The following is a 24,121-nucleotide window of genomic DNA, read 5'->3' on the forward strand; positions in this document are numbered from 1 at the left end:
AACGAGACCATAAATGTGTTCATGTCATGCGCTTTGCGTTTAGACGACAGCATCTGCCAGGGCAGGATGTCGGCTCGAGGACGGAACGCGGCGCAAGCTCTGGTTGAGCGTACCTTCCTCCAGTGACTTGCGGATATTGGCGATGCGCTGGTAGCGCGGTCCCTCGAACTCCTGCAACGTCAGGCCGGAAGTCGCATAGGCCGCGTGCAACTGCTCGGCGCCCGCGCGCGCATCCCAGACCGGCTTGAAAGCCGGGAGAACGCGCGCAATCTTTTCGAAGCTGACGCGATAGGAGCGCGTGTCCGGCCCGGCATCGGCAGCAAATTCGAGCTTGCAGCCCGGAACGACCTCGGAAACGATTTCGGCGATTTCACGGATGCGATAGTTGTGAGCCGACTGGCCGACATTGAACGCTTCGTTGTGCACCTTGTCCTTCGGCGCTTCCATGGCGGCGAGGAAGGCACGCGAAATATCCTCGATATGAACGATCGGACGCCATGGCGAACCATCGGACTTCAGGAGGATCACGCCTTCGGTCACTGCCCATGCAACAAGGTTGTTGAGGACGATATCGAAGCGCAGCATCGGCGAAAGGCCATAGGCTGTTGCCGGGCGCAGGTAAGTCGGGGTGAAATTGTCATCGGCAAGCTTGGCTATGTCTTTTTCCGCAAGCACCTTGGACGAACCATAGGCCGTTACCGGATTGAGTTCGCCCGTCTCGTCGATCATGCCCTCGCCGGACTTGCCGTAATTGCTGCAGGAAGACGCAAAGAGGAAGCGCGAAACGCCAGCCTTCTTGGCGGTCTCGGCAAATTTGACGCTGCCACGGTGATTGATCTCGTAGGTGATATCCGGATTGAGGTTGCTCAAGGGGTCGTTCGACAACGCGGCAAGATGGATGACCGCATCGAAACCCTTCAAGTCGCTTACCTCGACGTCGCGCACGTCCTTGCAGAGCCCCGGAACATCCTTGATCGAGCCGCCCGGCGCATAGCCGCAGCTGCGATAGAGTTCGGCGTCATAGCCATGAACGTCGTGGCCAGCCTTCATCAGGAAAGGCACCATGACCGTTCCGATGTAACCCCGATGCCCTGTCACGAGTACTTTCATGTCGCAATCCTTTTGAAATTTACGTTCGATTTGTAAAAAACGGTACTTCCCGGCGCGTTCGACAGCGAGAGAGGAGTTCGGTGGATCAGGGTGTAACAAGGGCTACACTTTGGGGAGGCTCTCTACGCCTTTTGCCCGATTGCACTTTCACCGAAACCGGACTCTAGCCGCGATCCTCAAACACGAGGAGCCAATCCGTATAACCGGCCGCATTTTGCGCAGCCGGAACTTCAAATGTTACCGTTTCACGCCGCTGGGTTTTCTGCTCGGCGGCATCCGTATATTTGCCGGATGCAGGGTCATACCAGCGGGCGCGCTTGGCGTGGGACGCAAGTGCCGCCGAATTGATGGCGACGTCGCTGCGCCCTGAAACATAGATCACGGCGAGGCTACCGTCCTTCGACATGCTTCCAAACGCGGTGCCCGGAAATAGTGTGTCCCGATACACCAGAAGCCTTCCCTGTTCGGGCTCGAGTTTCCACCATGGCAATGCGTCAAAGAACTGCTTCAAATAGCCGATGCTTTGTGCTCCGCGGCTTCCGAGGGCCACTTCCCAATTGTCCTTGGTGTCAAAAAGTCCAGGCCCGGAAAAATGCCAGATGGGGTTGTTGCCGAATATCTGGCCGCAGGCGCCGCCGAGGAGGGCATCGTATGCGATCTCACGAAGGCTCTGCTCGGTCGAGTCGTGTTCCCCCTCATAAGCGCCTTCGACGAACAGGAATGGGGTTTTTGCGTTGGAAGTGTAGCGTTCGAGCGCTTTGTCCTCTACCTCGTCATACGTGTAGAGTGTATCGAAACTGAGCCATTTCGCCTCCGCCCACATCCGCTGAATATCGGTATCCGGACTTCCGTGAACGGTTTGGAGAGCTTCGGGATTTGTTTCGGCCAGCCCCTCCGCGACCGCATTGACCAGTACGGGGTCTGGCGGGTTGTAGTCTCCACCCTGAACCCAAACGATGTTCTTGTACTTTCGAAAACGCTGGCCGAGATAGCGCCCGTACGATTTGAGGGCTGCCGGTCCTGCATCCTCCATTTCCTTGTACCAGCCTTCGTCACCACCGCCTGCTCCGAGATAGGACGGCACGAGAAGGACAAGAAAACCGCGCTCCTGGGCTTTCTGCAGGATAAAGTCGGCATCGTCGAAATAGGCGTCGTTTGGCCGGCTGAAGTCGCCCTTCGCGAGGAACGGATCGCGGTCATAGAAATTGCGCGGTGCCTTGCGGCTGAAGCGGTGTTCAATCAACGATACGAGGATCGTGTTGAAACCACGTTTTTGCCGGTCCGCGAGATACTTGTCCGCCTCTTCGCGCGACAGTTCGCCAATCAGCGACCAGGCGGCATCCCCGGTGACGAGGAATGGCTTGCCGGAAGCATCCTCGAGATAGCGGTGATTTTCTGAAACGCGCAGCGGAAATGCCACCGGATCTGCATGGCTAGTAAATGGAAAAAGCACCAGCAACAGGCATGCCCATCGCCGGATATATTCAGCCATTCGATGCACGTTCCAGTTGGCGGTGCTCCACAGGTCCGGTGTTGAACCGACGGAAGACGACGTCTGACGGGCGTCCGACGAGGTAGTTCTCGACGCCGTTTTCGAGCGCCTGCTTGTAGACGCCCAACGCCCCGTCAACTGCATCGATCGTGCGGGCCACGTCTTCTTCGCTATGGGTGTAGCTCACCACCAGCGACGGCATGAGGATGCCGCGCTTGATGGTTTCCTGAAGGAACAGGGTGCGGAATGCCTGGGAAGGGGCTCGATCCTGATCAAGCGTCGCATAGGCCAGACAGCAGGCGCGGCCGGTTACCTTGACGTAGGCGCTGAGACCATGACGCGTCGTTGCCTGCGCGATCCCGGCGCGCAAGGCCTGGCCCTGATCGTAGAGATGTTCGATGACCGGTTCGTTCCGATAGATGCGCATCGTGGCGATCGCCGCCGCCAAGGCGTGCGTTTCCGCCCCGTGCGTGGTCGACAGAAGGAATACCCGGGGCTTGCCCGTCTCTTCCAGCCCGCCGAGACGCATGAATTCGCGCTTGCCGGCAAGTGCGGAGACGGAGAAGCCGTTGCCGAGTGCCTTACCGAAACAGGAGAGGTCGGGCTCGATACGATAGAACTGTTGAGCGCCGCCGACATGCCAACGAAAACCGGTGATCATCTCGTCGAGAATGAAGAGCGCGCCGTTGCGGTGGCAAAGATTGCGCACTTCATGCAGGAAATTGTTTTCCGGATCGTCTCCGCGCGATGCCTCGAGAATCAATCCGGCGATCTTTCCCGGATGGTTCTCGAACAGCGCCTTGACGCTTGCAATGTCATTATACTTGAACCCGAGTGTCAGTTCCTGGATGGCTCGCGGTATGCCGGCATTCATTTCCGTCGTACCGATGAACCAGTCATCGGTCGAAAAGAATGGATGGTCACTGCAGCGGGCAATATAGTCCCGGCCCGTGACCGCTCGTGCCAGACGGACCGCGCCTGACGTTGCGTGGGATCCGTCCTTGCAGAACTTGACCATGTCGGCCGTCGGGATTGTTTCAAGAAAGGTCTCGGCACATTCGACTTCGATATCTGCTGGACGGACAAAGTTACAGCCGCGCTGTAACTGCCGGGTGACCGCTTCGAGCACCGGGGCGTATGCATGGCCAAGCCCGACGGCCCGGTTGCCCATGCCATATTCGATATATTCGTTGCCATCGACGTCCCAGATATGGCTGCCGAGCCCGCGCGCTATGAAGCCAGGGGATAGCACCGGATATTGATCATCGCCCTTCGCGTAAGTATGGGCGCCGCCCGGGATGAGGTGATGCGCCGGCCCGCGCAACTGGTCCGATTTTTCGAAGCTCTCGATCAATGTCGACATTTGCTAACCTCATAACCACGACGCGGGCGTTTTCTCCCACGATCAAATATGACGGCGGCGCCGGGAAAATTCACTTCGGCAATTCAGTCAGCAGCAGCGTCAAAAGGGGTAGGGACCTAGACTTCAAGTTCTTTCCCGCATGACGCGCAGCCAGTTCTTGATCGGAGTCGGGATATAGGTGCGCAGGCCCGGACGAAGCCCTCTCGGGAACGACCAGTCGGCAAAGCTGAGCGGAGGCGCGATTTCGGGGGGGGCGGCCCCGATGTTCCGGATGACCTCGACATAGCGACGCGCCATCGCATCGAGGGTGAAGACATGCTCCGCCTTGTCTCGTGCGGCACTCGAAAGGAGCTGCGCCGCCTCCGGATTCGCCGCAATGCCGGTAATGATCCGAGCGGCCTCTGCGCTGTTGCCGATCTGAAAGAGAAAACCATTGATGCCATCGTCGATGATCGTGTCGGTGACGCCCCGGATGCGCGAAACGACGGGGATGCAGCCGACTGCCATCGCCTCTGTCAGCGTGAGGCCAAAGCCCTCAAACCGCGACGGCATGATCATCACATCCTGATGGATTAGGACCCTGTGAACCTCTTTCGGGTGTACGGCTCCGAGAAAGGTGACGCGCTTGCCATGGCGGGCAAGCTTGAGCTTCAGCGCCTGTAGGTCTGGGCCATCCCCCGCGATGGTCAGGTGAATGGAGGCGTCGAGATGGTCGAGAATGTCGGCGAGCCAGAATACGCCTTTGGAAGCGTCCTCGACGCGGCCGAGGAACACGAGGCGAAGCGGTTCCGTGGCTCGCGGCGTACGATTGAGCAGTCTCGACAATCGGGTCTCGGCTGCGTGCGGAATCGCGAACGTATGGTCTGCATCAAAACCCATGGTCCTGACGAGATCGGACTGGATCCGATCCGAAACACCGATTGCGGCATGCACATGATCACGCACGGCGACCGCAGCTGCATAGGTGCCGGCGGTGATGTTGTGCACGATCATGATACGCGTGATCGCTTCCGGCAGGTAGCGCGCGATGTTGGTTTGGATTCGATCGCTGAGCACGTTGATGAATACGCCGTCGAAGCCGCCTGCTTCAATTGCGGCCGCGAGAGCCCGGGCTTGATCGCGCTCGTTCGCCAGTCCATCCGTACTGATTGCCGTGCCAAGCGCAAATTCCGGGAACCATTCCGGGTCCTTCAGCGCTTCGGCATGGCCCATCGACATCCAGCAGACCTCGATGCCGTAGGGCGCGAGCCCCTCGCGCAACTGCTTGAAGACCGTGTAGGTTCCGCCGATATGCGGGCGTACAAAATAGGCGAACTTCATTCCACTTCATCCTGCTGGGGTCCGCGCCACATCGCCCGGCCACAATGCAATAATAGTGGCAATTTGGCTCGCGACTGTACCTGCCGCGATGGGCAGATGCCGTAGCCTTTTGGGGGAACACCTTCATCGTTCGGGTGCCCCCGGTGTTCCAAGAGCCATGTGTTTTTTTGCATCGCAGCGCAGCAAGATCAAATCCGGTGCCCAATCGACCCCGCTTGTTCGAACAACGGCACGCCACAGAATTTGGGTCAGGTGTTGAGTATGCGTCGATCGGTGGTCCGAGCAAATGTACAATTGAGGGCTTGAATGAAAATCGGCTTGCTAGGTCAGTTTGGCAGCGGAAACACCGGCAATGACGGTTCGCTCGAAGCCATGCTCGATTTCCTGCGCGCTTCCAAACAGGAGGCCACGCTGCTTTGCGTCTGTTCCAATCCAGCTGCCGTCACGGAACGCTACAAGGTCGATGCAATCAGCATCGGCGGCGTCAAGCTTGAAGGCAATTGGTCCAACAGGCTCAATCGGTTGCTCGCGGATTTTCCACGCAGGCTGGGCAGCCTTTATGCCGTCATCAGTGGACTGCGCGGCGTGAGTGTCCTGATCATCCCCGGCACGGGGATTCTCGATGACTTTCAGGAGACCGCGTTCGGTTGGCCTTTCGTTGTATTTCGCTGGTGCCTCGCTGCGCGTCTGCAAAATGCGCGCATCGCCTTCGTCAGTATTGGAGCGGGTCCCATTGAAAACCCCTTAAGTCGCTGGTTTTTGAAATCTGCGGCCAGAATGGCGCAATACAGGTCGTATCGCGATGATTTCTCACTGGAATACATGAAGGGGATTGGGCTCGACGTGACGCCGGACCTGCGCTATCCGGACATTGCCTTTCGGCTTCCCTTGCCTGTCTCGGTACCCGCGAAAGACACGGCGCGCACGACCGTCGGGGTCGGTGTGATGGATTACCATGGATGGAAGAAGGCGAATGCAGACAATGCGGAAGGCGAACGTATCCACAACGACTATATTGCGAAACTGACCCAATATATTTGCTGGCTGATTGACGAAGGACATAACGCACGCCTTCTGACCGGCGATCTGCGCGATGGCAGAGCCGTAAAGCAGTTGATGAAGTCAATTTCCTCGACACGGCCCGATATTCCCATGGAGCGCATCGCGGTCGGTCACGGCGGGTCGTTGCACGAGCTGATGGGCGAAATCGCACAGACGGACATCGTCGTTGTCTCACGTTATCACAACGTGGTCTGTGCGCTGAAATCGGGCCGGCCGACAATTTCCTTGAGCTATAATTTAAAGAACGACTATCTGCTGTCCCAGTTCAGACAGGCTCATTATTGCCAACACATTGAAACCTTTGATGTCGAAAAGCTCAAACAGCAGACCAACCAGGTGCTTGGCAACGTGGATGCCGTCAAGCAAGAGATAGCGGGGGTCAATCGTTCGCTTCAAGAAAAGCTGGCGGAACAGGAAGCCGTCCTGCTACATCGCGTCATCGCCGGGTGATCGGCGCGTAGCCCGCCGGAGCTTCAATCTGCAATCGCAGTTCCAGTCATCCGCCGCGTTAGCGATGCAATACTGGCTTTGGCCAAAGACCAGGCGCCAGCACGCTTCCACAGATATCCCACGGGCGGCAACAATGCGGCGGCCGGATGCAGGTGCAAGGCCCTGGCAAACAGTTCGCGTCCGCCGGGTTCGCCGCGGCATATCAGAGCGATGGCCGACCAGTAGGCCCGGTCGCTGAGCGCGAGACGCGCCGTGCGCAACAGTTCCTCGGAATTGTCGAGGTGCGCGCCGACACCATTGAAGAACGCGTTGTAAGCATCCTCAAACTCAATGCTCCATTGACGAATGTTTCCAACAGTCGCAGACTGGTTGTTCGAATGGACACGCGCGATGGCCTGAACCGCCTCGGTGGATGCAATCGAGCCACGCAATGCAAATCTCATCCACATTTCCATATCGTCAGTGTGGCTCAATTCGGGGTTGTAGTATCCGACTTGCTTCTGGACAGACGTACGGACCACGACGGTCGGCCCGCTCACGTAGTTGAGGCCGGCCTGGCAAATGTCTTTCAGAAAAGTCGGGCCATCCTTGATCGTCCACTGCGCCCTTGCGCCAATGTTCGGCGCGGTATCGCTGCCTCTGCCCTCGATCTGGAAGAACGTTGCCCCATGCGTCAGGTGAACGTTCGGGTTCGCCTCCATGCAACCGACCGCGTTTTCGAGTGTCCCGGGGGCAAGGAGATCGTCCGAGCAGAGGATGAGGAAATAGTCCGACTGGGCCCACTCGATTCCATCATTGAATGAGGCATGAGGTCCCATGTTCTTTTCGCGAAGCAGGAGTTCGACGCGTGGATCTTGCGCTGCGATATCGCGCGCTATCTGTTGGCTGCCGTCGGTCGAAGCATTGTCGATGATCAACACGCGAATTACATCGACATTCTGGTTCAAGGCACTTTCGACACAACCTCGCAGGTAACGGGCATAGTTATAGTTCGGTATGACGACATCGACCGATTTCATCGATTGATCCTATGAAACGGATGTCGGTGCCAGGTCATCATTCGGCGGGGACCCCTGGCCTGTTTGCGAGCAGCCGGGGCATGAACAGCTCGACCATGTGGATGATTTCGTCAAGGAGAGGATGTTTCGTCAGGACGAGTGCCGTTAGCCACCCGGCCGCAGAAAGGAGGGTCGCGACGAGCGCAAGACCGATCGACAGGTCGAATGCGAAACCGTGTGCCGCCAATACGCCGAGTGGCCCTATGACAGCCCCGAAGGTGACAAGCGCGCTGTTGCAAAGTATCGCAGCGAACTCAGTCCATGCGAACGGTACATGCCGGCGCACATAGATCAATGAAATCGCCATTTGGAAGGGCAGGACGATGAACTGGCTGAAGACGAGTGCGTAAAGGCCATAGAAGCTTGCGACGCAGATAACCACCATCGCCAGACCTCGACCGATGAAGTTCGCCTCGAATGCCTCCCTGTTGGCGCCCAAGGCAACAAGAACCGGGAACGTCAGAATATTCGGAAACCAGAATATCGCGGCCAGTGACAGGAGCTGGACGAGTGGCACCGCTCCATCCCACGCCGGTCCGAGGGCGATATGGACGATGGGGTAGGCCAGGATTGCGAGGACAAGCTGAGCCGGCCAGTAAAGGGCGGTGATATAGCTGATCAACCTGAGATAGGCTTCCTTTACGCTGCGATTTTGTCGAACCTCAGCGGCAAAGGCCGGGAAAGCAATGGAGAACAGCGCCGACAGCATGAACTTGTCGGGGAGCCCGCATACGAGATTGGCGCGGTTGAACAGGCCGACGGCGGTGAGCGGCATGAAATGTCCGAGAACGAGTTGGGGCAGCGCTTCGTAGGTTCGGTCGAGGACGGTCGAGGCTCCCTTATAACCGCCGAAGACGAAGAAGGACCGCCAACCCTTGAGGCATGGGCGATACATCCAGAGAATGGGGCGTGCGTGAAACGCAAGAACCATCCGCACCAAGGCGGAAACCAGCGTACCCCAGGCATAGCTCATGAAGCCGAAATCGAACCAGGCCAGCGTGACCGTGACGGCGGCATTGGTGATGACGCCGAGGGCGTTGATACGGGTCATCGCTCCAAATTGCATATCCCGCTTCAGCAAGGCGGCGATGGTGCTGACGGACGAATCGATAACGCCGGAGAATGCCAGAATAATGATGAACATCTTCAGGGCCGGCTGAGCGTAGAACTCCGCGATCCACGGGGCGAAGGCAGACAGGCAGCAGCAGATAAGAAGCGATGTGCCGAACATCAGCGTAAAAGCGGTGCGGATATCCTCACGCGAAACGTCGATGCGCTGAATGAGATACTCCGAGGTGGCAAACTCGCGGATATTGAACGCAATCGTACCAATTCCGAGGCCTATGACCGCAATACCGATTGCTGTCGTGTCCAACAGACGCGAAAGAACGGCGATCATTGCCAAGCTTACGATCACTTGGGAATATTGCTCCAAGGTCGCCATGAAAAAAGCCCGGCGTACTGTGCCCAATTGATGCGCTCCTGTATGTCGCTTCGATGCCGCATGTGCGAAGGGCATTGATTGTTGATTGTTTTGCGATCGCACAGCAATAGGAGATGATTTGCCTCCCGTGATCCAACGAAGGTAACTGTAGCAGGGACGGCATTTAAGATGCCTAATGAGATAGCGCACGCTAAGCCGTTTGAGGTAAGCCGTGCGAAATCTGGCTGACCGCGCGATCAATCGGATGTAGCGAGACGCCACTTGACATCGGTCGAACGTGCACCGCGGCTATAATACTGCCGTGGCGGGCATGCAGACAGTCCGCTTTTGGATGCGTCCTCTATCCGTCAAGCCGAATTATCAATCAATAACAAAAAGGTCTTTAGTTAGATGGCTTTAAACCCTTGCGGCGGGATCTGAATTTTAATGATCGAAGACGAACAAATACGCATCGAACTTATGGCCACCCAGTTCTGGCTGCGTGCACTTTTCATGCATGTGGCAACGGGCACGCCGCCGAGCTCCTTTTCAGTCCAGGAATACCTTACAGAACTCAAGAACTCCGCGCCCCAGGATTGCTGCCCCCACGGCCTGTCGCCTGCCGATTGGGACAACGAGCATCTTTTGCATTATCCATGCTATGAACGGGTCGGGCTGCAGATCATGGAAACGCTGCAAAGCCTCGAACGCAAGCTTGCTCCGCTCGCAACGCATGGAAGGCACTGAAAAACGTTGGAACGCGTCGAATGCGTCATTGCTGGCGGCGGTGTCATCGGCCTGGCGATTGCCCGGGAACTTGCGCTGCGCGGCATCGAGACGCTCGTTGTCGAGGCGACGGAAACCATCGGTACCGGGACCAGCTCACGCAATTCCGAGGTCATCCATGCGGGTATCTATTACCCGCAAGATAGCTTCAAGGCGCGGTTTTGCGTTGCTGGGAGCAGGGCGCTCTATGCTTTCGCCGAAAGTCATGGGGTTGCGCACAAGCGCTGCGGCAAGCTGATCGTCGCAACCAACGAGGACCAGATCGGGACTTTGGCGACGATAGCCTCGCGCGCCCGCGCCAACGGAGTTGACGATCTTGTCGAACTGTCGGCAGCGGAGGCCAAAAGCCGGGAGCCGGACCTTTCCTGCAATGGAGCGCTGCTTTCGCCCTCGACGGGCATCATCGATAGCCATGGACTGATGCTCGCGCTGCTTGGCGACGCGCAGGACCACGGTGCAGCGATTGCCTTTGGCACACGAGTGGTGGGCGGCGAGGTCGATGATATCGGGCTGCGGCTCGAGACCATCGGCGTCGAGAACGACCGGCGCTACGAATTGCACACGTCGATCTTCGTCAACGCCTGCGGCCTCGACGCGCCGGCGGTGGCGTCAACGATTGCCGGCCTGCCGCAGAGGTTCGTTCCGCGGGCCCGCTATGCCAAGGGAAACTACTTTTCGGCACCCGGCAGGACGCCCTTCAGGCATTTGATCTATCCGGTGCCGGAAGAGGGAGGGCTTGGCGTGCATCTTACCCTTGATCTCGACGGGCGCATGCGGTTTGGCCCGGACGTCGAATGGGTCGAAGAGATCGATTATTCCGTCGACCCGCAGCGCGCCGATCGCTTCTACGCCGAAATCCGCAAATACTGGCCGGAGCTTGCGGACGATGCCTTGCAGCCGGCCTATTGCGGCATACGGCCAAAGCTTGTGATCGATGGCGAGCCGGCTGCAGACTTCGTCATCGAAGGTCCAGAAACGCACGGCGTGAAGGGCCTCGTCAATCTCTTCGGCATTGAGAGCCCTGGCCTCACATCCTGCCTCGCCATCGCGAGGCACGTCTCGAAGATGATAGAAATTTCCTGAAATTTGTTGGCTGGGAAGCCGGATACGCCCGGCGGACCCGTCCAGCGTATTTGCAGTAAGGCAACAGCGCCCGTCCTTATCGAGGCCACGCTCGCCACTTTACCGGCAACGGTTATCGGAGCGGTGGCAAAAGCCGTGCTGTCCATCGCCGTTGCGGCGGTAGCGTGCAGTTTCCCCAGGTTGAATTCCCGGCATGTGCAGGAATCGGGTGGCACACTGCTTGAGCGAGTGCAACGGTAAGGCATATCCAAGCTGGAGTGGAGACCCATGGAGAACCTGTTGACCGGCATGCACGCAATCGCTGCGCGGCGCGGCGATGGCCTCCTGCCCGAACTGGCAAGAGTGATAAGCCTGCGTAGCGCCAATAACGACGGCAACGCGCAATCGCTTGTGTACGGTTCGACTATTGACTTACAGCAGGCTTCCGACGTGACGATAGGGTCAACTTCGTTGAGACAGGCGAAGGGCCAATCCGTTGTTTAGTTTCCAATAAATGTGGGAACAGTGGATCGCCGATGCCCGTGCCGCCGCCGTTTCGGTCGGGTTTCCCGCCTGTCCATGGCGCGCTCACTTCAGGGGAGATCGCACAGACGTGGTGCACGGAGCAGTGCACAGCCTGGCGCTGCAATTATCAGAAAATGTGTTGAAATCAGTTGGCTGGGGAACCTGGATTCGAACCAGGACTAACGGAGTCAGAGTCCGTGGGTCTACCGTTAACCTATTCCCCAACAGCCGACCGGCAGCGGCCGGTGCGGGTCGTCATATAGTTGAATTCTTGGAGGATGCAAACCCCCGATCGCATGTTTTTGGCATTTGTTTTGCCGAATGCCGGGAACAGGCGGCGGGGCGAGGAGGGGCGATCGCGATTTTGGGCTATGCGCGACGGAAAAAAGCTGTATCTGCATGAGACAGCCAGAACATTCTTCAGCAGGGATTTTAACGCATTGCCAGGCGCCCCATCCACCGGAGTGGTTTCAATCCTCCTTGCAACCTATAACGGCGCCAAGTTTCTGGACGAGCAACTGGCCTCGATCGAAAACCAGACCTACCCCGCGATCGATATATGGGTTTCGGACGACGGATCGACCGACACCACCTTGGAGGTGCTGGAAGTATGGCGCGGCAAGTGGCCGAAGGGCAGGTTCACTATCCTGCCCGGACCGTGCAAGGGTTACGCGGAGAACTTTCGCTCCCTGATCGTCAATCCCGGTATCATCTCCGACTATTACGGATTTTCCGATCAGGACGACATCTGGGAGCCAGAAAAGATAGCCAAGTCAGTGGCTTCGATCGAGCAAATTCCCTTGTCGACGCCCGCCTTGTTCTGCTCGCGAACCCTCGCGATAACCGAAGACGGCGAAACCATCGCGCCTTCAGCGCTGTTCAGGCGCTCACCCAGCTTCAGAAATGCGCTGGCGCAGAGCCTCGCGGGCGGCAACACCATGCTCTTCAATCATGCAGCGCGTCTCTTGCTTGCCGACGCTTCACGGCGCACCGGCTTCGTCAGCCATGATTGGTGGATCTACCTGATCGTTTCGGGGGCGGGCGGCGAGGTTCGCTATTGCCCGGAAATGCTCATGCGCTACCGCCAGCATGTGCGCAATCAGTTCGGAACCAATATAGGCGTCATGGCCGCTATGCAGCGGTTGCGCCTGCTCTTCAAGGGACGTCTTTCCGAGTGGACCGACCTCAACTTGCAAGGACTTGAGCGAAGCCGCGACCTTCTTACCTCAGAATCGCGCGGTATCCTCGACGAGTTCAGCAAAGCGCGAGGACGCGGGCCCTTGCGACGGCTCTATTATTTCGTTCGATCCGGTGTCTATCGGCAGACTGCGCTCGGGCAGCTTGGCCTCTATGTGGCAGCGATTCTCGGTAAGATCTGATCGAAGGTATGCAGCTGTCAGTGATGGCCGAAATAGGCGTTGGCCACGGTCTCGGCATCGCCGTCCATCTTGACCCGCCCATGTTCAAGCCAGACAATGCGTGTGCAGTTCTTCACGAGCAGGTCTCTTGAATGGCTGGCAATGATCAGGATTTTGGTCTTGTTGACGAGATCGTGCAGGCGCTCATTGGCCTTTTGCTGGAACCCTTCGTCGCCGGTCGCCAGCCATTCGTCCATGATCAGGATCTCCGGCTGAATCACTGTCGAGATCGAGAAGGCAAGGCGTAGCTGCATGCCGGTTGAATAGGTGCGCACCGGCATGTCGAGGAAGTTGCCGAGTTCCGAGAATTCCTCGATCTCCGCCAACCGTTCCGCCAGTTCCTTTTTCTTGAAGCCGAGCAGCGCGCCGCGAATTCCGATATTTTCCCGGCCCGTCGCCTCGGGGTCGATGCCGAGCGAAATGTTGATGAGCGACGTGCACTTGCCATTGATGGTGATCTTGCCGCGGGATGGGTAGTAGACGCCGCTCATGACGCGCAGGAGCGTTGTCTTGCCGGATCCATTATGGCCGATCAGCCCGAGCCGCTCGCCCTCCTTGAGGCTGAGCGTAACATTCTCGAGCCCGCGAATGACGACATGACCTTCCGGGTTCGAGCCGATGGTGCCACCCGTCGCCAGGCTCATGACCTGGTTCTTCAGCGATCTGCTGCGCGTGTTGTAGATCGGAAAATCCACGGTCACATTTTCAAGGTGCATCGACGTCATGTCTGCCTGCGCAAATTGGAGCGGGGATGTAATGTTCATAGCCAATAAGTAATCCGGGTGCGGTAACGATTAAGAAACAGCAGTGCGATGACCCAACCGATAAGGGCCATGCCGATCGAGACGATCCAGTTGAGCGGTGTTGCAACGCCGCCGAGCAGCGGTTCGCGCACAATGCTGATGAGATGATAGAATGGATTGTAGTCGAGCATGAGCTGCGAGCGCGCGCCGCCCGGAAGATTTTTCGGCATCCACATGATCGGCGTCACATACATGCCGACCTGCATGATATTCTGGACGATCTGCGTCAAATCGCGATAGCGCGTGCACAGAACCGCGAGAATGACCATCACCCAAAGCAGATTGACCGACACCAGGATGAAGCCGGGAATGGCCAATAGTGCGTCGAAATTGACGAACTTGCCAAAGATCAAGAGGACCAGAGGGAAGATGATGATGTTGTGGGCGAGGATGATGGTATTGCGCCACCAGGTCCGCAGGATATAGGTGAAAAACGGGATCGGAAGCTGTAGCATTGTCTCGGTATTGGCAACGAAGCTGCCGCAACCCTCGGTCACGAGGCTCGAGAAATAACCCCACATGATCAGGCCGACGCATATGAACGGCAGGAACTCCGACATGGGCGTGTTGAAGATCGTGCCGAAGACCAATCCGAGCGCGCCGATAAGCACACCCATGTTGATCGTGAGCCAGAAAGCGCCGACGCTCGATCTGCGGTAGCGCTGGGCAACGTCCTGCCATCCGAGCAGCGCCGCCAGTCGAAAATTGGCAAGGGACGCGGAAATATCTTGCCATGCCGTCATCTTTTGCGAGGTCGCTGTGGCCATCGAATTGCAGTCTCTCTTCTGTCGTCCTTTTGCAGAGCCTCGCGGTTAGCACATTAGATTGGGACTTAATAGTGACTGCCTGTCGCAATTCGGAACCGGGAAATGGCGACGGCTTGGCGGTGCGGTCGATTTCATGCCGCTTTTCCCCCTTAAGCGGCATACCTCCTCTTGGCGGGCGATCGCCCATTGAGGAGTTGTCCTAGCCAAGCGGATAGGATAACGGTTCCAAGCTATCGATAACGTAGGAATTTTGCTTACATGAAGGGTATTATTTTAGCTGGCGGCAGCGGAACGCGGCTTTATCCACTGACGATTGCGGTGTCAAAGCAGATTTTGCCGATCTACGACAAGCCGATGATCTTCTACCCGCTGAGCGTGCTCATGCTCGCGGGCATCCGAGACATTCTGATTATATCGACACCGCGCGATCTGCCTGTATTCCGCGACCTTTTCGGCGACGGCAGCGATTTTGGCCTCAATTTGACATTTGCCGAGCAGCCGGAGCCCAACGGCCTCGCGGAAGCCTTCATCATCGGGCGCGAATTCATCGGCAACGACCCTGTCGCCATGGTACTCGGCGACAATATCTATTACGGCGACGGCCTGTCGCGATTGTGCAAGGAGGCGGCCGACCGCAAAAAGGGCGCTTCGGTTTTCGCCTATCACGTCGAGGATCCCGAACGCTATGGCGTGGTCGAGTTTGACCGCGCAACCAAGCGGGCGATCTCGATTGAGGAAAAGCCGCAGAAGCCAAAATCCAATTGGGCAGTCACAGGCCTTTATTTCTACGACAACGACGTTGTCGACATTGCGGCCAACATCAAGCCGTCGGCGCGCGGCGAACTGGAGATCACCGCCGTCAACAATATTTACCTCGAGCGCGGCGATCTGCACGTGCAAAGGTTGGGGCGCGGCTATGCCTGGCTGGACACCGGTACCCACGACAGCCTGCACGAGGCCTCATCCTTCGTCAGGACGATCGAGCACCGCCAGGGCGTCATGATCGCCTGCCCGGAGGAGATTGCGTATCAGAACCGCTGGATCAACGATGAGCAGGTTCTGGCTCGGGCCGCGCAGCTTGGAAAGACCGGCTATGCCGCCTACCTGCGCCGGCGTATTGCGGAGCTTGCGACAGATGCTTGATATACGCCCCCTCGGCCTCGACGGCGTCCTCGAGATCGCGCCGAAGCGTTTCGGCGACGACCGCGGCTTCTTTTCGGAAACCTATAACGCGTCCCTGTTCAAGGATGCCGGAATTGACCTCGTCTTCGTTCAGGACAACCACTCGCTCTCGGTTGCCAAGGGCGTGCTGCGCGGGCTGCATTACCAATTGCCGCCGAAGGCGCAGGACAAGCTGGTGCGCGTCGTTCGCGGCTCGATCATCGACGTTGCGGTCGATATTCGCAAAGGCTCGCCGACCTTCGGCAAGTGGGTTGCGCTCGAACTTTCCGCTGCGAAATGGAACCAGATTTTCGTTCCGAAGGGCTTTGCCCACGGCTTCATGACGCTCGAGGAGAATACCGAGGTAGTCTACAAGGTCACCGATTATTATTCGCCGGCACATGACCGTTCGATCCGCTTCGATGATCCGGAGATCGGCATCGACTGGCCTGTCGCCACAGATTTGATCCAGCTTTCGGACAAGGATCGCGGGGCGCCGCGGCTCGCCGACGCTGAAACCTTCATTTTTTAACGGAGTATATTTGATGCGGATTCTCGTTACGGGGGGTGCTGGATTTATCGGCTCGGCGGTTTGTCGCCAGCTTGCAGCCAATCCGGGCAATCATGTGGTCAACGTCGACAAGCTGACCTATGCCGGCAATCTCACATCGCTGCGCCAGATCGAAAACTATCCGAACTACCGCTTCGTGCAGGCCGATATTTGCGACGATGCGACGATGCTGGACCTGCTGCGGAGCGAGAACATCGACGCTGTCATGCATCTTGCAGCGGAGAGCCATGTCGATCGCTCCATCGATGGCCCGGGCGCTTTCATCGAGACGAACATCGTCGGCACATTCCGCCTGCTCAACGCCGCGTTGGCCTATTGGCGCGAACTGCCGGCTGACGCAAAGAGCGCCTTCCGCTTTCACCACATCTCGACGGATGAGGTATTCGGCGACCTGCCCTTCGACAGCGGCATCTTCACCGAAGAGACGCCCTATGCACCGTCGTCCCCCTATTCGGCATCGAAGGCGGCATCCGACCATCTGGTGCGCGCCTGGCACGAGACCTATGGCCTGCCGGTGGTGCTATCCAACTGCTCGAACAATTACGGGCCGTTCCATTTTCCGGAGAAGCTGATTCCACTGGTCATCCTGAACGCCCTCGATGGCAAGCCATTGCCCGTCTACGGCAAGGGCGCCAATGTCCGCGACTGGCTCTATGTCGAGGACCACGCGCGCGCGCTCGAGACCGTCGTTACCAAGGGCGCCGTCGGCGAGAGTTATAATATCGGCGGCCACAACGAAAAGACCAACCTGAACGTCGTCGAAACGATCTGCGATATTCTGGATCAGAAGCGGCCGCGCAAGGGTGGCGGGCGCTACCGCGACCTAATCACCTTCGTTTCCGATCGGCCCGGCCATGATCGCCGCTATGCCATCGATGCCTCGAAGATCGAGCGCGACCTCGGCTGGATCCCGCAGGAATCGTTCGAGACGGGTCTTGCCAAGACGATCGACTGGTACCTCGCCAATGAATGGTGGTGGGAGCCGATCCGCAGCGGCCGGTATGCAGGCGAGCGTCTCGGCGCGGACATCAAGGCGAGCGCATGAGGATCGTTGCCACCGGCACCGAGGGGCAGGTCGTACGCAGCCTCGTCGAGCGTGCTGCGGGCCATAGCGATATCGAAATCATTGCCCTCGGACGCCCTGGTCTCGACCTTGCCGTGCCGTCAACCGTGGCCACAGCCATTGCCGAGGCGAAGCCGGATATTGTCGTTTCGGCTGCCGCCTACACGGCGGTCGATCAGGCAGAAGACGAGCCTGATCTCGCCCACGCAATCAATGCCCTTGGCGCCGGTGCTGTAGCGCGGGCCGCTGCCGACCTCGGCGTTCCGGTTATCCATCTTTCAACCGACTATGTTTTCGCGGGCGACGGTGAAGCGCCCTACACCGAGACGGACGCGACAGGTCCGCAGGGCGTCTATGGCAGGACCAAGCTTGATGGCGAGGCTACTGTAATCGCCGCCAATCCGCGGCACATCATCCTGCGCACGGCCTGGGTCTACAGCCCTTTCGGCAAGAACTTCGTCAAGACAATGCTGCGCCTTGCCGAAACGCGCGACCAGGTCTCGGTCGTCAGCGATCAATGGGGCAACCCCACCTCGGCAATCGATATTGCCGACGCGATCATTGAGACGGCCAGGCGCATCGACGTTGAACCGTCGTTTACAGGCTATGGCATCTATCATCTCGCGGGGACCGGCAATATCAATTGGAGCGGCTTTGCCCGGGCAATCTTTGCATCGAGCCGCAACAACGGCGGACCTTTTGCCGAGGTCGCCGACATTGCCAGTGCCGATTATCCGACCAAGGCCAAGCGCCCCTTCAATTCGCGGCTTTCTACGGACAAGTTTTTCAAGGTTTTCGGTTGGCGCGCGCCGGATTGGCAGGTTTCAACCGAGGCCACCGTGTCGCGGCTCCTGGCGGAGGCAAAGGGCTGAGACGCCTTGTTAGGCCGTCGTAGACGCACGTCTGGGTGTCCAAGGGAGAAAATGCTGCATATAGTAGCGTTTCCATAGTCACCCTCTTCCCCAACGTGAAAAACCATGAGCAGTCTCAAATTTGGAACGAGCGGTCTGCGCGGACTGGTAACTGATCTGACCGATTCAGTTTGCATGGCCTATACGTGCGCCTTCCTGCAACATATGCAGCGCACATTCGGCACGGCTACCGATGCCACCGTTCTTGTCGGATATGATTTGCGCTCAAGCAGCCCGCGTATCGCCGGCGCCTGCATGGCGGCCGTAACGGATGCCGGGATGCGGGCCGAAAACTGCGGACCGCTGCCAACCCCGGCGCTGGCGCTTCGCGCGATGAGGGTTGGGGTACCCGCCATTATGGTGACGGGCAGCCACATACCCGACGACCGCAATGGTTTGAAATTCTATCGTCCGGACGGCGAAATCGACAAGGCCGACGAAGCGGGCATTCTCGCGGTCCTCGACGTCGACCAGACAGCCACTCCGGGTCCGGCGGACATCCCTGCTATCTCACCGGAAGCGCTGCAGAATTATATGGCGCGAGGCCGTGCAATCCTCGGAAAAGGAACCCTGGCGGGCAAGCGCATAGGCGTCTACCAGCATAGTTCGGTTGCGCGCGACGTGCTCGTCGATCTTCTCGCGAATGCAGGCGCCACGGTCGTTGCGATAGGACGCTCTGACGTTTTCATTCCCGTGGATACGGAGGCGCTGCGTCCTGAGGATGTGGACCTTGCTGCCGCAGCAACGAAAGAAAACTCGCTCGATGCTCTGGTATCGACGGATGGCGATGCCGACCGTCCGCTTATCGCCGACGAGCACGGCAACTTTTTGCGTGGCGACAGTGTTGGATTGCTGACCGCGCATTTTCTCGGCGCGGATGCGGTCGTTACGCCTGTTACGTCGAATACGGCGATCGAGCTTTGCGGCTTGTTCAAGCGGGTCTATCGGACGAAGGTCGGCTCGCCCTACGTCATTGAGGGCATGCAGCAGGCGCTCAACGACGGTTACCAGAGCGTCGTGGGCTTTGAGGCGAATGGCGGCGTGCTTCTCGGCTCTCCGGCAGACCTCGATGGCCACAGGCTCGACGCGCTCCCGACCCGCGATGCGGTGCTCCCGGTCATGAGCGTTCTCGGTATCGCGGCACGAACCGGATCGACGATATCGCAGCTTCTGGGTGGCCTGCCTTCGCGTTTCACGCGCAGCGGGCGGCTTGAACATGTTTCCGCAACCGCCAGCGGTCCGTTCCTCCAGGGTCTCCTCGACGGCGAGGCCCGCGAGCGGTTCTTTGCCGAAGTCGGGACCATTCGGGAATGCGATTCGATCGATGGCGTTCGCGTCGTCCTCGCGAGCGGTGAGGTCATCCATTTTCGTGCGTCGGGGAATGCGCCGGAATTGCGCTGTTATGCCGAAGCGTCCTCCGACGCGCGCGCGGAGGAGCTTCTGGCCTGGGGACTGAGGAGCGCGGCCACTGCCCTATAGGGCAAGACTACCAACCGGGGTTCACCGCGAACTTGGAGAACGGCGCATTGGGAATGCGCGCATAGTAGAGCGCCGGCCCTAGGAAAATAGCCATATGGACCCATGCGATGACGATCTCGTTGGTAAAGTGCGTGATGACGAGAATCGATTGCACTGCCGAGAGCATGTAGATTGTCTGGGCGGTGGTGTTGCCTTTCATCGCCGACATATAGAGCCGCGCCATGAGATAGGCGACCAGGAAGAATTTCAGGCATCCGAACCACCAGAATGATGCAAAGGCGTCCGCCATGCCCGTGGGCGTTTCGCCGACGCCCGGCGTATAGCGCCCGAACATGGAGTCCTGCGGGATCATCAGCGATTTCTTGAACTCGGGCCCAAAGATCTGTGCCGGAACGAAGGTGAAGACCATGCTGTTCCAGTGTTCGATGCCATAGTCGAATTCATGCGTCTCATCGATGTAGTTGATGGCGATCAAGGCGTTGGTCATTTCCGGTCCGCCCTCCTTGAGGAGACGGTTCCAGTTTTCCGCAAGATTGATATCGGCCACCGCGCTCCAGTCGCGCGTTGCCCCGTAATAGGTCGCCTGCCGGTATTCGGCGGCGCCAAGCATGCCGACGATAGCGAAGAATAGGCCGGCGACGACAGCGATACGCGGCACCACCCAACGCTTCTGGAACCAGAAGGCCAGCGCGATCATCAGGCAAAATTCAGCCGTCTCGCCGCGCCGTCCCGCAATAACGATGCGGTCGAGGTAAAAGATCGTGTCGAAGAGTATGATGCCGAGCGCGAGCGGCGAACTGCGCCGTGCGTAGCAGACCAGCGCTATGGCGAGGCCGTAGGTGAGAAGCCGCGCAAAGAACAGGTAGGCGACGGGAAGACCCGTAAGCTGGCCCTTCAGCCGAAGATCATCGGGAAGGTGACCGAACTTATAGAAGAAATAGGCGCCGATCACCGAGAGGACTGCGGCAGCCTTCAAAAGATGGTCTTCGCTGTAAACGTGGTCCTTCATCGGCCTGGCGCGCATGCCATAGCGCCAGCCTATGGCGCACATAGCAAGGCAGAGCGTCGAGAACAGGAGGGTTTTTGTCAGTGCCTCGTCCGAAATGAAGCGGCTATTGGCAAGCCCGGGCAATTGCGGAAGGATGAAGCTGAGGAAGATGCCAGCTGCGAAAAATGGAAAATGATAGAACCGCCCCGGCACAAGCAGGCCGTAAACCAGCATTCCAAGACAAAGCAGAGTGAGAATCCAGAGCGCCGACCAGTCCATATTTCCAATCTCGGTTGCAGCGTTGAATCAACCGCAGCCGGGAGCCGGAATCAATTTGTCCATAAGGGGTAACGGAAACCGAAAGACCGCCTTCTGCGCCGGAAGGCTAGGTGATCCGACCGCAATCTTAGCCGAATGGGTTAGGACTTCCGATATGTGATGCCTGAAGGGCTAGCCGGTCAGGCCGTTCCGCGCGCCGTCCTTGCCTTCGGTGTCTTCTTTGAACTCTCCGGATCGCTGGTTTCGTTCTCGACCATGGCGCTCAAGCGCTGGTAGATGCCAAGGCCGATGATAAGCGCGACGCCGGTAAAAAGCAGAAGCGTCGGATAGATCATCATCCGCAGATCCTCCTTGCCGGCCTCGAAGACGGCGACGAGACCCTCAAGGAACACGGCAATAGCGATCGTGGAAATGAACTTCGTCAGGCTGCGGCGCGCTTCAGCGGCCTGCCGCATCTCGCGGCCACGGATCGCCTCTTCCTCAAGAAGATATTTTCCGACATCGAACACCGCAATGGCAATGACCGTATAACCGACGGCTTCGAGCAGCGTTGCTCCAATGTCGGTTCTGTCGATCAGGAGGGAGCGCACGACTTCATAGGCCGCATAGGCGATCAGCCCGAACGCGAGAAGCATCAGGAATGCGCTTGCGACACCGAACGCAACGCGCGTAATCCGGTCAAACATCATCGGCCACGTTCCCTTCTCCTATCCCATTGAATATTTAAGCATTTCTCGCCATTGCAGAACAGCAAAAAAATGGGCACCAGCCATGATGAGCGGTGGATCGTGCATGGACGCTCGATAGGGTTCGTTGTAACCATTCTGGCGGCTTGATTTCAAAAGGAGGCAAGGCATGCAGCGATTCACCGGCGGTTGCCTGTGCGGCAGCGTCCGAATTGTGGCATCAGGGCTCCCATACCGGGTCGGGATTTGTCATTGCCTCGACTGCCGCAAGCATCATGGCGCCCTGTTTTACGCTGCTGCGGTGTACCCTGAGGACGCAGTAACGATCGATGGCGAAACGCGCGACTATGGCGGACGGTTTTTCTGTCCCCGCTGCGGCTCGTCGGTCTTCGCGCGCACCAAAGACGAGATCGAAGTGCATCTCGGGTCGCTCGATGCCCCCGACCAACTGATGCCGACCTACGAAAGCTGGACGCTGCGGCGCGAGTCCTGGTTGCCGCCATTTCCGGTCGCCAGGCGGTACGAACGCGGTCGCAACGCTACAAGCCGATCCGAGGACTAGGTCTGTCGGTGCGTTACTCCGGAAGGCCGGCTTTAAGATAGCCATCGACAAAATGCGCACGTGTCGCGTCATCGCGAAACGGCTCAGTCGCGGCCCAGCGGCTTGTCGTGAAATGCGGATTGGCGACAAGGAAGAGTTGGACCTCGGATCGCGCTTCGTCGAGCCGGCCGAGTTGCGCAAGGCTTGCGGCGAGGAACCGCCTTGAGCTCGTGCGATACGTCTCGTCCCGGCGCAGCGTCTCGACAGCCGCTTCGTAGTCGCCGGCCGCATATTGCGCCTGGCCGAGCGTCAGATAGTACCAGCCCGACGGAAACGGGTTGAGGCGGAACGCCTTGCGGATATACTCAAGGCCTTCCTCGACCCGCCCGGCCAGAACCGCGATGTCTGATAATGTCGCCCAGGTGTCCGCCTCGTTCGGGTCAAGCTCGATCGCCCTGGCGAATTCCGCATCGGCCTCGGCAAAGCAGCGCTCGTAGGCCAGCAGGTTGGCGAGGACCCAGCGGCAGCCGGCGTCGTTGGGGTCGATCGCGACGGCCTTGCGGGCCAGATCCAGGGCGAGGCGGCGCGTCGGTTCAATGGGATCGCCCCAATGCACCCATCCCATCCAGTGGTTCATGGCAAGCCAGCGATAGGCTTCCGCATATTCCGGATCGAGCGAAATCGCGCGCGTCAGCATAAGATGCGCTTCCCGCGCCGTCTGCGGCGAATCGTCGATCAGCTTGCGCGCGCGCACGCACAGATCGTACGCCTCGAGACTCTTGGGCCGATTGCGTGGCGGCGGTGCGCGCAGCCGCCCGAGCAAGGCCTCGACGATCTTGGCGGTGACCTCGTCCTGGACGGCAAAGATGTCCTCGAGGCCGCGATCGAAGCGTTCCGCCCAAAGGTGATCGCCATTGACGGCATCAACCAGCTGGGCGTTGATGCGCACGCGCCCCCCGGCATGGCGTGCACTCCCCTCAAGAAGATAGCGCACGCCAAGCTCCTGCGCGATCTCGCGCACATTCGTCGCCTTTCCCTTGTAGGCAAAGGCCGAGTTGCGGGCGATGACGAAAAGGCCCGAGATTCTGGAGAGGTCCGTGGTCAAGTCTTCGGCCAGCCCGTCAGCGAAGGATTCCTGCGCGGGATCGTTGCTGAGATTGACGAAGGGCAGCACGGCTATCGAAGGTTTATCGGGCAGTGCCAGGGGTTTTCGCGCCGGGCCATCGAGCCTTTCGATGGCGCCGGTAAAGCGGTAGCCGACGCGCGGCACGGTGGAGATCCATTCGCCGCCATCCGTTGCTGGTCCAAGCAGTTTCCGCAACTGCGCGATCTGGACGGTAAGGTTGCCTTCCTCAACGGCCATGCCTGGCCATGCCGCGTCCATCAATTCGGCCTTGCCGAGGATTTCGCCCGGCCGTTCGGCGAGCGCCGCAAGCAGCTTTATCCCGCGGTAGCCAACGGCAACAGGATCATTGTTCCGAAGGAGCGTTCCCGCACCCGGATCAAGCACGAATGGACCAAAGGCAAAACGCGATCCCTGCATATGGCGGATATAACCGGTTTGGAACTTTTTGAGAACTCTTTGGGCACGCCTTAAAGAGACCGCATCGTTGACGAGGCCTCCGAGCGTCGCCCTTGGCACCTTTGCGCTCCCGATGCCCGCCCGAAATTATACGTGTCTAAGCGGAAGACGTTGGATGCCGACAACGTTGAGCAGCAGTCGAACGATGGCCAAACACGCCGCTACAGCTCCGTTTGGAAGTTTTGAGAACTATTTGGCAGGGCTTAATTACGGCGCCATCC

Annotated in this window: 22 protein-coding genes and 1 tRNA gene; 11 read left to right on the forward strand and 12 right to left on the reverse strand. The window is 58.6% G+C overall.

Annotation, left to right across the window (positions count from 1 at the left end):
* Positions 1-39 precede the first annotated feature (39 nt).
* The 4 genes from AC1DNI_RS03055 to AC1DNI_RS03070 all read right to left on the reverse strand — a co-directional run bounded on the left by AC1DNI_RS03055 (position 40) and on the right by AC1DNI_RS03070 (position 5,285).
* The gene (locus tag AC1DNI_RS03055) at positions 40-1,110 is read right to left on the reverse strand and encodes an NAD-dependent epimerase/dehydratase family protein (RefSeq protein WP_153666578.1); all 1,071 of its coding nucleotides are present in this window, start codon (positions 1,108-1,110) and stop codon (positions 40-42) included.
* Positions 1,111-1,273: 163 nt separating this feature from the next.
* Positions 1,274-2,602: a glycoside hydrolase family 140 protein gene (locus tag AC1DNI_RS03060; RefSeq protein WP_477690772.1), complete on the reverse strand. Its 1,329-nt coding sequence runs from the start codon at positions 2,600-2,602 to the stop codon at positions 1,274-1,276.
* Entirely contained in the window at positions 2,595-3,965 is a 1,371-nt protein-coding gene (locus AC1DNI_RS03065; protein ID WP_477690773.1) for a glutamate-1-semialdehyde 2,1-aminomutase, read from the reverse strand. Before AC1DNI_RS03065 ends, AC1DNI_RS03060 begins: the two co-directional genes overlap by 8 nt.
* Positions 3,966-4,088: 123 nt before the next feature.
* Entirely contained in the window at positions 4,089-5,285 is a 1,197-nt protein-coding gene (locus tag AC1DNI_RS03070) for a glycosyltransferase family 4 protein (protein WP_477690774.1), read from the reverse strand.
* A 306-nt stretch (positions 5,286-5,591) separates the two neighbouring features.
* Between AC1DNI_RS03070 and AC1DNI_RS03075 the strand changes: the two genes are divergently transcribed.
* Positions 5,592-6,797, forward strand: a complete 1,206-nt coding sequence (locus AC1DNI_RS03075) for a polysaccharide pyruvyl transferase family protein (RefSeq protein ID WP_477690775.1) — start codon at positions 5,592-5,594, stop codon at positions 6,795-6,797.
* 23 nt (positions 6,798-6,820) lie between these two features.
* Here AC1DNI_RS03075 and AC1DNI_RS03080 read toward each other — a convergent pair whose 3' ends face one another.
* Complete coding sequence (locus AC1DNI_RS03080; RefSeq protein WP_477690776.1) at positions 6,821-7,816, reverse strand: glycosyltransferase family A protein; 996 nt, start codon at positions 7,814-7,816, stop codon at positions 6,821-6,823.
* Between the two features lie 37 nt (positions 7,817-7,853).
* Positions 7,854-9,374, reverse strand: coding sequence for an oligosaccharide flippase family protein (locus AC1DNI_RS03085; protein ID WP_477690777.1), 1,521 nt, complete (start codon positions 9,372-9,374; stop codon positions 7,854-7,856).
* Positions 9,375-9,725: 351 nt separating this feature from the next.
* Here AC1DNI_RS03085 and AC1DNI_RS03090 point away from each other — a divergent pair, with 351 nt between their 5' ends.
* The 3 genes from AC1DNI_RS03090 (at position 9,726) to AC1DNI_RS03100 (ending at position 11,630) form a co-directional block, all read left to right on the forward strand.
* Positions 9,726-10,025, forward strand: a complete 300-nt coding sequence (locus tag AC1DNI_RS03090; RefSeq protein WP_027230538.1) for a hypothetical protein — start codon at positions 9,726-9,728, stop codon at positions 10,023-10,025.
* Between the two features lie 6 nt (positions 10,026-10,031).
* On the forward strand, positions 10,032-11,147 hold the full coding sequence (locus AC1DNI_RS03095) for an NAD(P)/FAD-dependent oxidoreductase (protein WP_477690778.1): 1,116 nt from the start codon (positions 10,032-10,034) through the stop codon (positions 11,145-11,147).
* Between the two features lie 267 nt (positions 11,148-11,414).
* Positions 11,415-11,630: a hypothetical protein gene (locus AC1DNI_RS03100; RefSeq protein ID WP_477690779.1), complete on the forward strand. Its 216-nt coding sequence runs from the start codon at positions 11,415-11,417 to the stop codon at positions 11,628-11,630.
* A gap of 171 nt (positions 11,631-11,801) precedes the next feature.
* Here the strand turns inward: AC1DNI_RS03100 and AC1DNI_RS03105 are convergent.
* Positions 11,802-11,875, reverse strand: a tRNA-Gln gene (locus AC1DNI_RS03105).
* Between the two features lie 240 nt (positions 11,876-12,115).
* Between AC1DNI_RS03105 and AC1DNI_RS03110 the strand changes: the two genes are divergently transcribed.
* The gene (locus tag AC1DNI_RS03110; protein ID WP_477690780.1) at positions 12,116-13,030 is read left to right on the forward strand and encodes a glycosyltransferase family 2 protein; all 915 of its coding nucleotides are present in this window, start codon (positions 12,116-12,118) and stop codon (positions 13,028-13,030) included.
* Between the two features lie 17 nt (positions 13,031-13,047).
* On the opposite strand, the gene AC1DNI_RS03115 is transcribed toward AC1DNI_RS03110, so the two are convergent.
* Positions 13,048-13,794, reverse strand: coding sequence for an ABC transporter ATP-binding protein (locus tag AC1DNI_RS03115; protein WP_477691467.1), 747 nt, complete (start codon positions 13,792-13,794; stop codon positions 13,048-13,050).
* Positions 13,795-13,829: 35 nt separating this feature from the next.
* Positions 13,830-14,639 (reverse strand): ABC transporter permease, encoded by an 810-nt coding sequence (locus AC1DNI_RS03120; protein WP_477690781.1) that lies wholly within the window; start codon positions 14,637-14,639, stop codon positions 13,830-13,832.
* A gap of 258 nt (positions 14,640-14,897) precedes the next feature.
* Here AC1DNI_RS03120 and rfbA point away from each other — a divergent pair, with 258 nt between their 5' ends.
* From rfbA to AC1DNI_RS03145, 5 genes are all read left to right on the forward strand, one after another.
* Entirely contained in the window at positions 14,898-15,782 is an 885-nt protein-coding gene (rfbA, locus tag AC1DNI_RS03125; protein ID WP_153666569.1) for a glucose-1-phosphate thymidylyltransferase RfbA, read from the forward strand.
* Positions 15,775-16,332, forward strand: coding sequence for a dTDP-4-dehydrorhamnose 3,5-epimerase (rfbC, locus tag AC1DNI_RS03130; RefSeq protein WP_477690782.1), 558 nt, complete (start codon positions 15,775-15,777; stop codon positions 16,330-16,332). The genes rfbA and rfbC overlap by 8 nt, the downstream gene beginning before the upstream one ends.
* Positions 16,333-16,345: 13 nt before the next feature.
* A complete protein-coding gene (rfbB, locus tag AC1DNI_RS03135) occupies positions 16,346-17,416 on the forward strand; it encodes a dTDP-glucose 4,6-dehydratase (protein ID WP_477690783.1) in 1,071 nt (356 codons plus the stop codon).
* Complete coding sequence (gene rfbD / locus AC1DNI_RS03140; RefSeq protein WP_477690784.1) at positions 17,413-18,306, forward strand: dTDP-4-dehydrorhamnose reductase; 894 nt, start codon at positions 17,413-17,415, stop codon at positions 18,304-18,306. The genes rfbB and rfbD overlap by 4 nt, the downstream gene beginning before the upstream one ends.
* Positions 18,307-18,411: 105 nt before the next feature.
* Positions 18,412-19,824, forward strand: coding sequence for a phosphomannomutase (locus AC1DNI_RS03145; protein WP_477690785.1), 1,413 nt, complete (start codon positions 18,412-18,414; stop codon positions 19,822-19,824).
* A 7-nt stretch (positions 19,825-19,831) separates the two neighbouring features.
* Here the strand turns inward: AC1DNI_RS03145 and AC1DNI_RS03150 are convergent, their stop codons facing one another.
* Together AC1DNI_RS03150 and AC1DNI_RS03155 are read right to left on the reverse strand one after the other, a co-directional pair.
* A complete protein-coding gene (locus AC1DNI_RS03150) occupies positions 19,832-21,091 on the reverse strand; it encodes a hypothetical protein (protein WP_477690786.1) in 1,260 nt (419 codons plus the stop codon).
* A 179-nt stretch (positions 21,092-21,270) separates the two neighbouring features.
* Positions 21,271-21,780, reverse strand: a complete 510-nt coding sequence (locus AC1DNI_RS03155; protein WP_477690787.1) for a GNAT family acetyltransferase — start codon at positions 21,778-21,780, stop codon at positions 21,271-21,273.
* A 166-nt stretch (positions 21,781-21,946) separates the two neighbouring features.
* Here AC1DNI_RS03155 and AC1DNI_RS03160 point away from each other — a divergent pair, with 166 nt between their 5' ends.
* Positions 21,947-22,339 carry a GFA family protein gene (locus tag AC1DNI_RS03160; RefSeq protein ID WP_477690788.1) on the forward strand — a complete coding sequence of 131 codons (393 nt, stop codon included), beginning with the start codon at positions 21,947-21,949 and terminating at the stop codon, positions 22,337-22,339.
* A 13-nt stretch (positions 22,340-22,352) separates the two neighbouring features.
* Here AC1DNI_RS03160 and AC1DNI_RS03165 read toward each other — a convergent pair whose 3' ends face one another.
* The gene (locus AC1DNI_RS03165) at positions 22,353-23,861 is read right to left on the reverse strand and encodes a winged helix-turn-helix domain-containing tetratricopeptide repeat protein (protein ID WP_477691468.1); all 1,509 of its coding nucleotides are present in this window, start codon (positions 23,859-23,861) and stop codon (positions 22,353-22,355) included.
* Positions 23,862-24,121 lie beyond the last annotated feature (260 nt).

Source organism: Phyllobacterium sp. 01N428, from assembly GCF_056399405.1.

What these genes read in the sequence shown, in the direction of transcription:
- AC1DNI_RS03055 (WP_153666578.1), bottom strand. Translation starts at nt 1,110, where the DNA reads ATGAAAGTACTCGTGACAGGGCATCGGGGTTACATCGGAACGGTCATG.
- AC1DNI_RS03060 (WP_477690772.1), bottom strand. Translation starts at nt 2,602, where the DNA reads ATGGCTGAATATATCCGGCGATGGGCATGCCTGTTGCTGGTGCTTTTT.
- AC1DNI_RS03065 (WP_477690773.1), bottom strand. Translation starts at nt 3,965, where the DNA reads ATGTCGACATTGATCGAGAGCTTCGAAAAATCGGACCAGTTGCGCGGG.
- AC1DNI_RS03070 (WP_477690774.1), bottom strand. Translation starts at nt 5,285, where the DNA reads ATGAAGTTCGCCTATTTTGTACGCCCGCATATCGGCGGAACCTACACG.
- AC1DNI_RS03075 (WP_477690775.1), top strand. Translation starts at nt 5,592, where the DNA reads ATGAAAATCGGCTTGCTAGGTCAGTTTGGCAGCGGAAACACCGGCAAT.
- AC1DNI_RS03080 (WP_477690776.1), bottom strand. Translation starts at nt 7,816, where the DNA reads ATGAAATCGGTCGATGTCGTCATACCGAACTATAACTATGCCCGTTAC.
- AC1DNI_RS03085 (WP_477690777.1), bottom strand. Translation starts at nt 9,374, where the DNA reads ATGCCCTTCGCACATGCGGCATCGAAGCGACATACAGGAGCGCATCAA.
- AC1DNI_RS03090 (WP_027230538.1), top strand. Translation starts at nt 9,726, where the DNA reads ATGATCGAAGACGAACAAATACGCATCGAACTTATGGCCACCCAGTTC.
- AC1DNI_RS03100 (WP_477690779.1), top strand. Translation starts at nt 11,415, where the DNA reads ATGGAGAACCTGTTGACCGGCATGCACGCAATCGCTGCGCGGCGCGGC.
- AC1DNI_RS03115 (WP_477691467.1), bottom strand. Translation starts at nt 13,794, where the DNA reads ATGACGTCGATGCACCTTGAAAATGTGACCGTGGATTTTCCGATCTAC.
- AC1DNI_RS03120 (WP_477690781.1), bottom strand. Translation starts at nt 14,639, where the DNA reads ATGGCCACAGCGACCTCGCAAAAGATGACGGCATGGCAAGATATTTCC.
- rfbA (WP_153666569.1), top strand. Translation starts at nt 14,898, where the DNA reads ATGAAGGGTATTATTTTAGCTGGCGGCAGCGGAACGCGGCTTTATCCA.
- rfbC (WP_477690782.1), top strand. Translation starts at nt 15,775, where the DNA reads ATGCTTGATATACGCCCCCTCGGCCTCGACGGCGTCCTCGAGATCGCG.
- rfbB (WP_477690783.1), top strand. Translation starts at nt 16,346, where the DNA reads ATGCGGATTCTCGTTACGGGGGGTGCTGGATTTATCGGCTCGGCGGTT.
- rfbD (WP_477690784.1), top strand. Translation starts at nt 17,413, where the DNA reads ATGAGGATCGTTGCCACCGGCACCGAGGGGCAGGTCGTACGCAGCCTC.
- AC1DNI_RS03145 (WP_477690785.1), top strand. Translation starts at nt 18,412, where the DNA reads ATGAGCAGTCTCAAATTTGGAACGAGCGGTCTGCGCGGACTGGTAACT.
- AC1DNI_RS03150 (WP_477690786.1), bottom strand. Translation starts at nt 21,091, where the DNA reads ATGGACTGGTCGGCGCTCTGGATTCTCACTCTGCTTTGTCTTGGAATG.
- AC1DNI_RS03155 (WP_477690787.1), bottom strand. Translation starts at nt 21,780, where the DNA reads ATGATGTTTGACCGGATTACGCGCGTTGCGTTCGGTGTCGCAAGCGCA.
- AC1DNI_RS03160 (WP_477690788.1), top strand. Translation starts at nt 21,947, where the DNA reads ATGCAGCGATTCACCGGCGGTTGCCTGTGCGGCAGCGTCCGAATTGTG.
- AC1DNI_RS03165 (WP_477691468.1), bottom strand. Translation starts at nt 23,861, where the DNA reads ATGCAGGGATCGCGTTTTGCCTTTGGTCCATTCGTGCTTGATCCGGGT.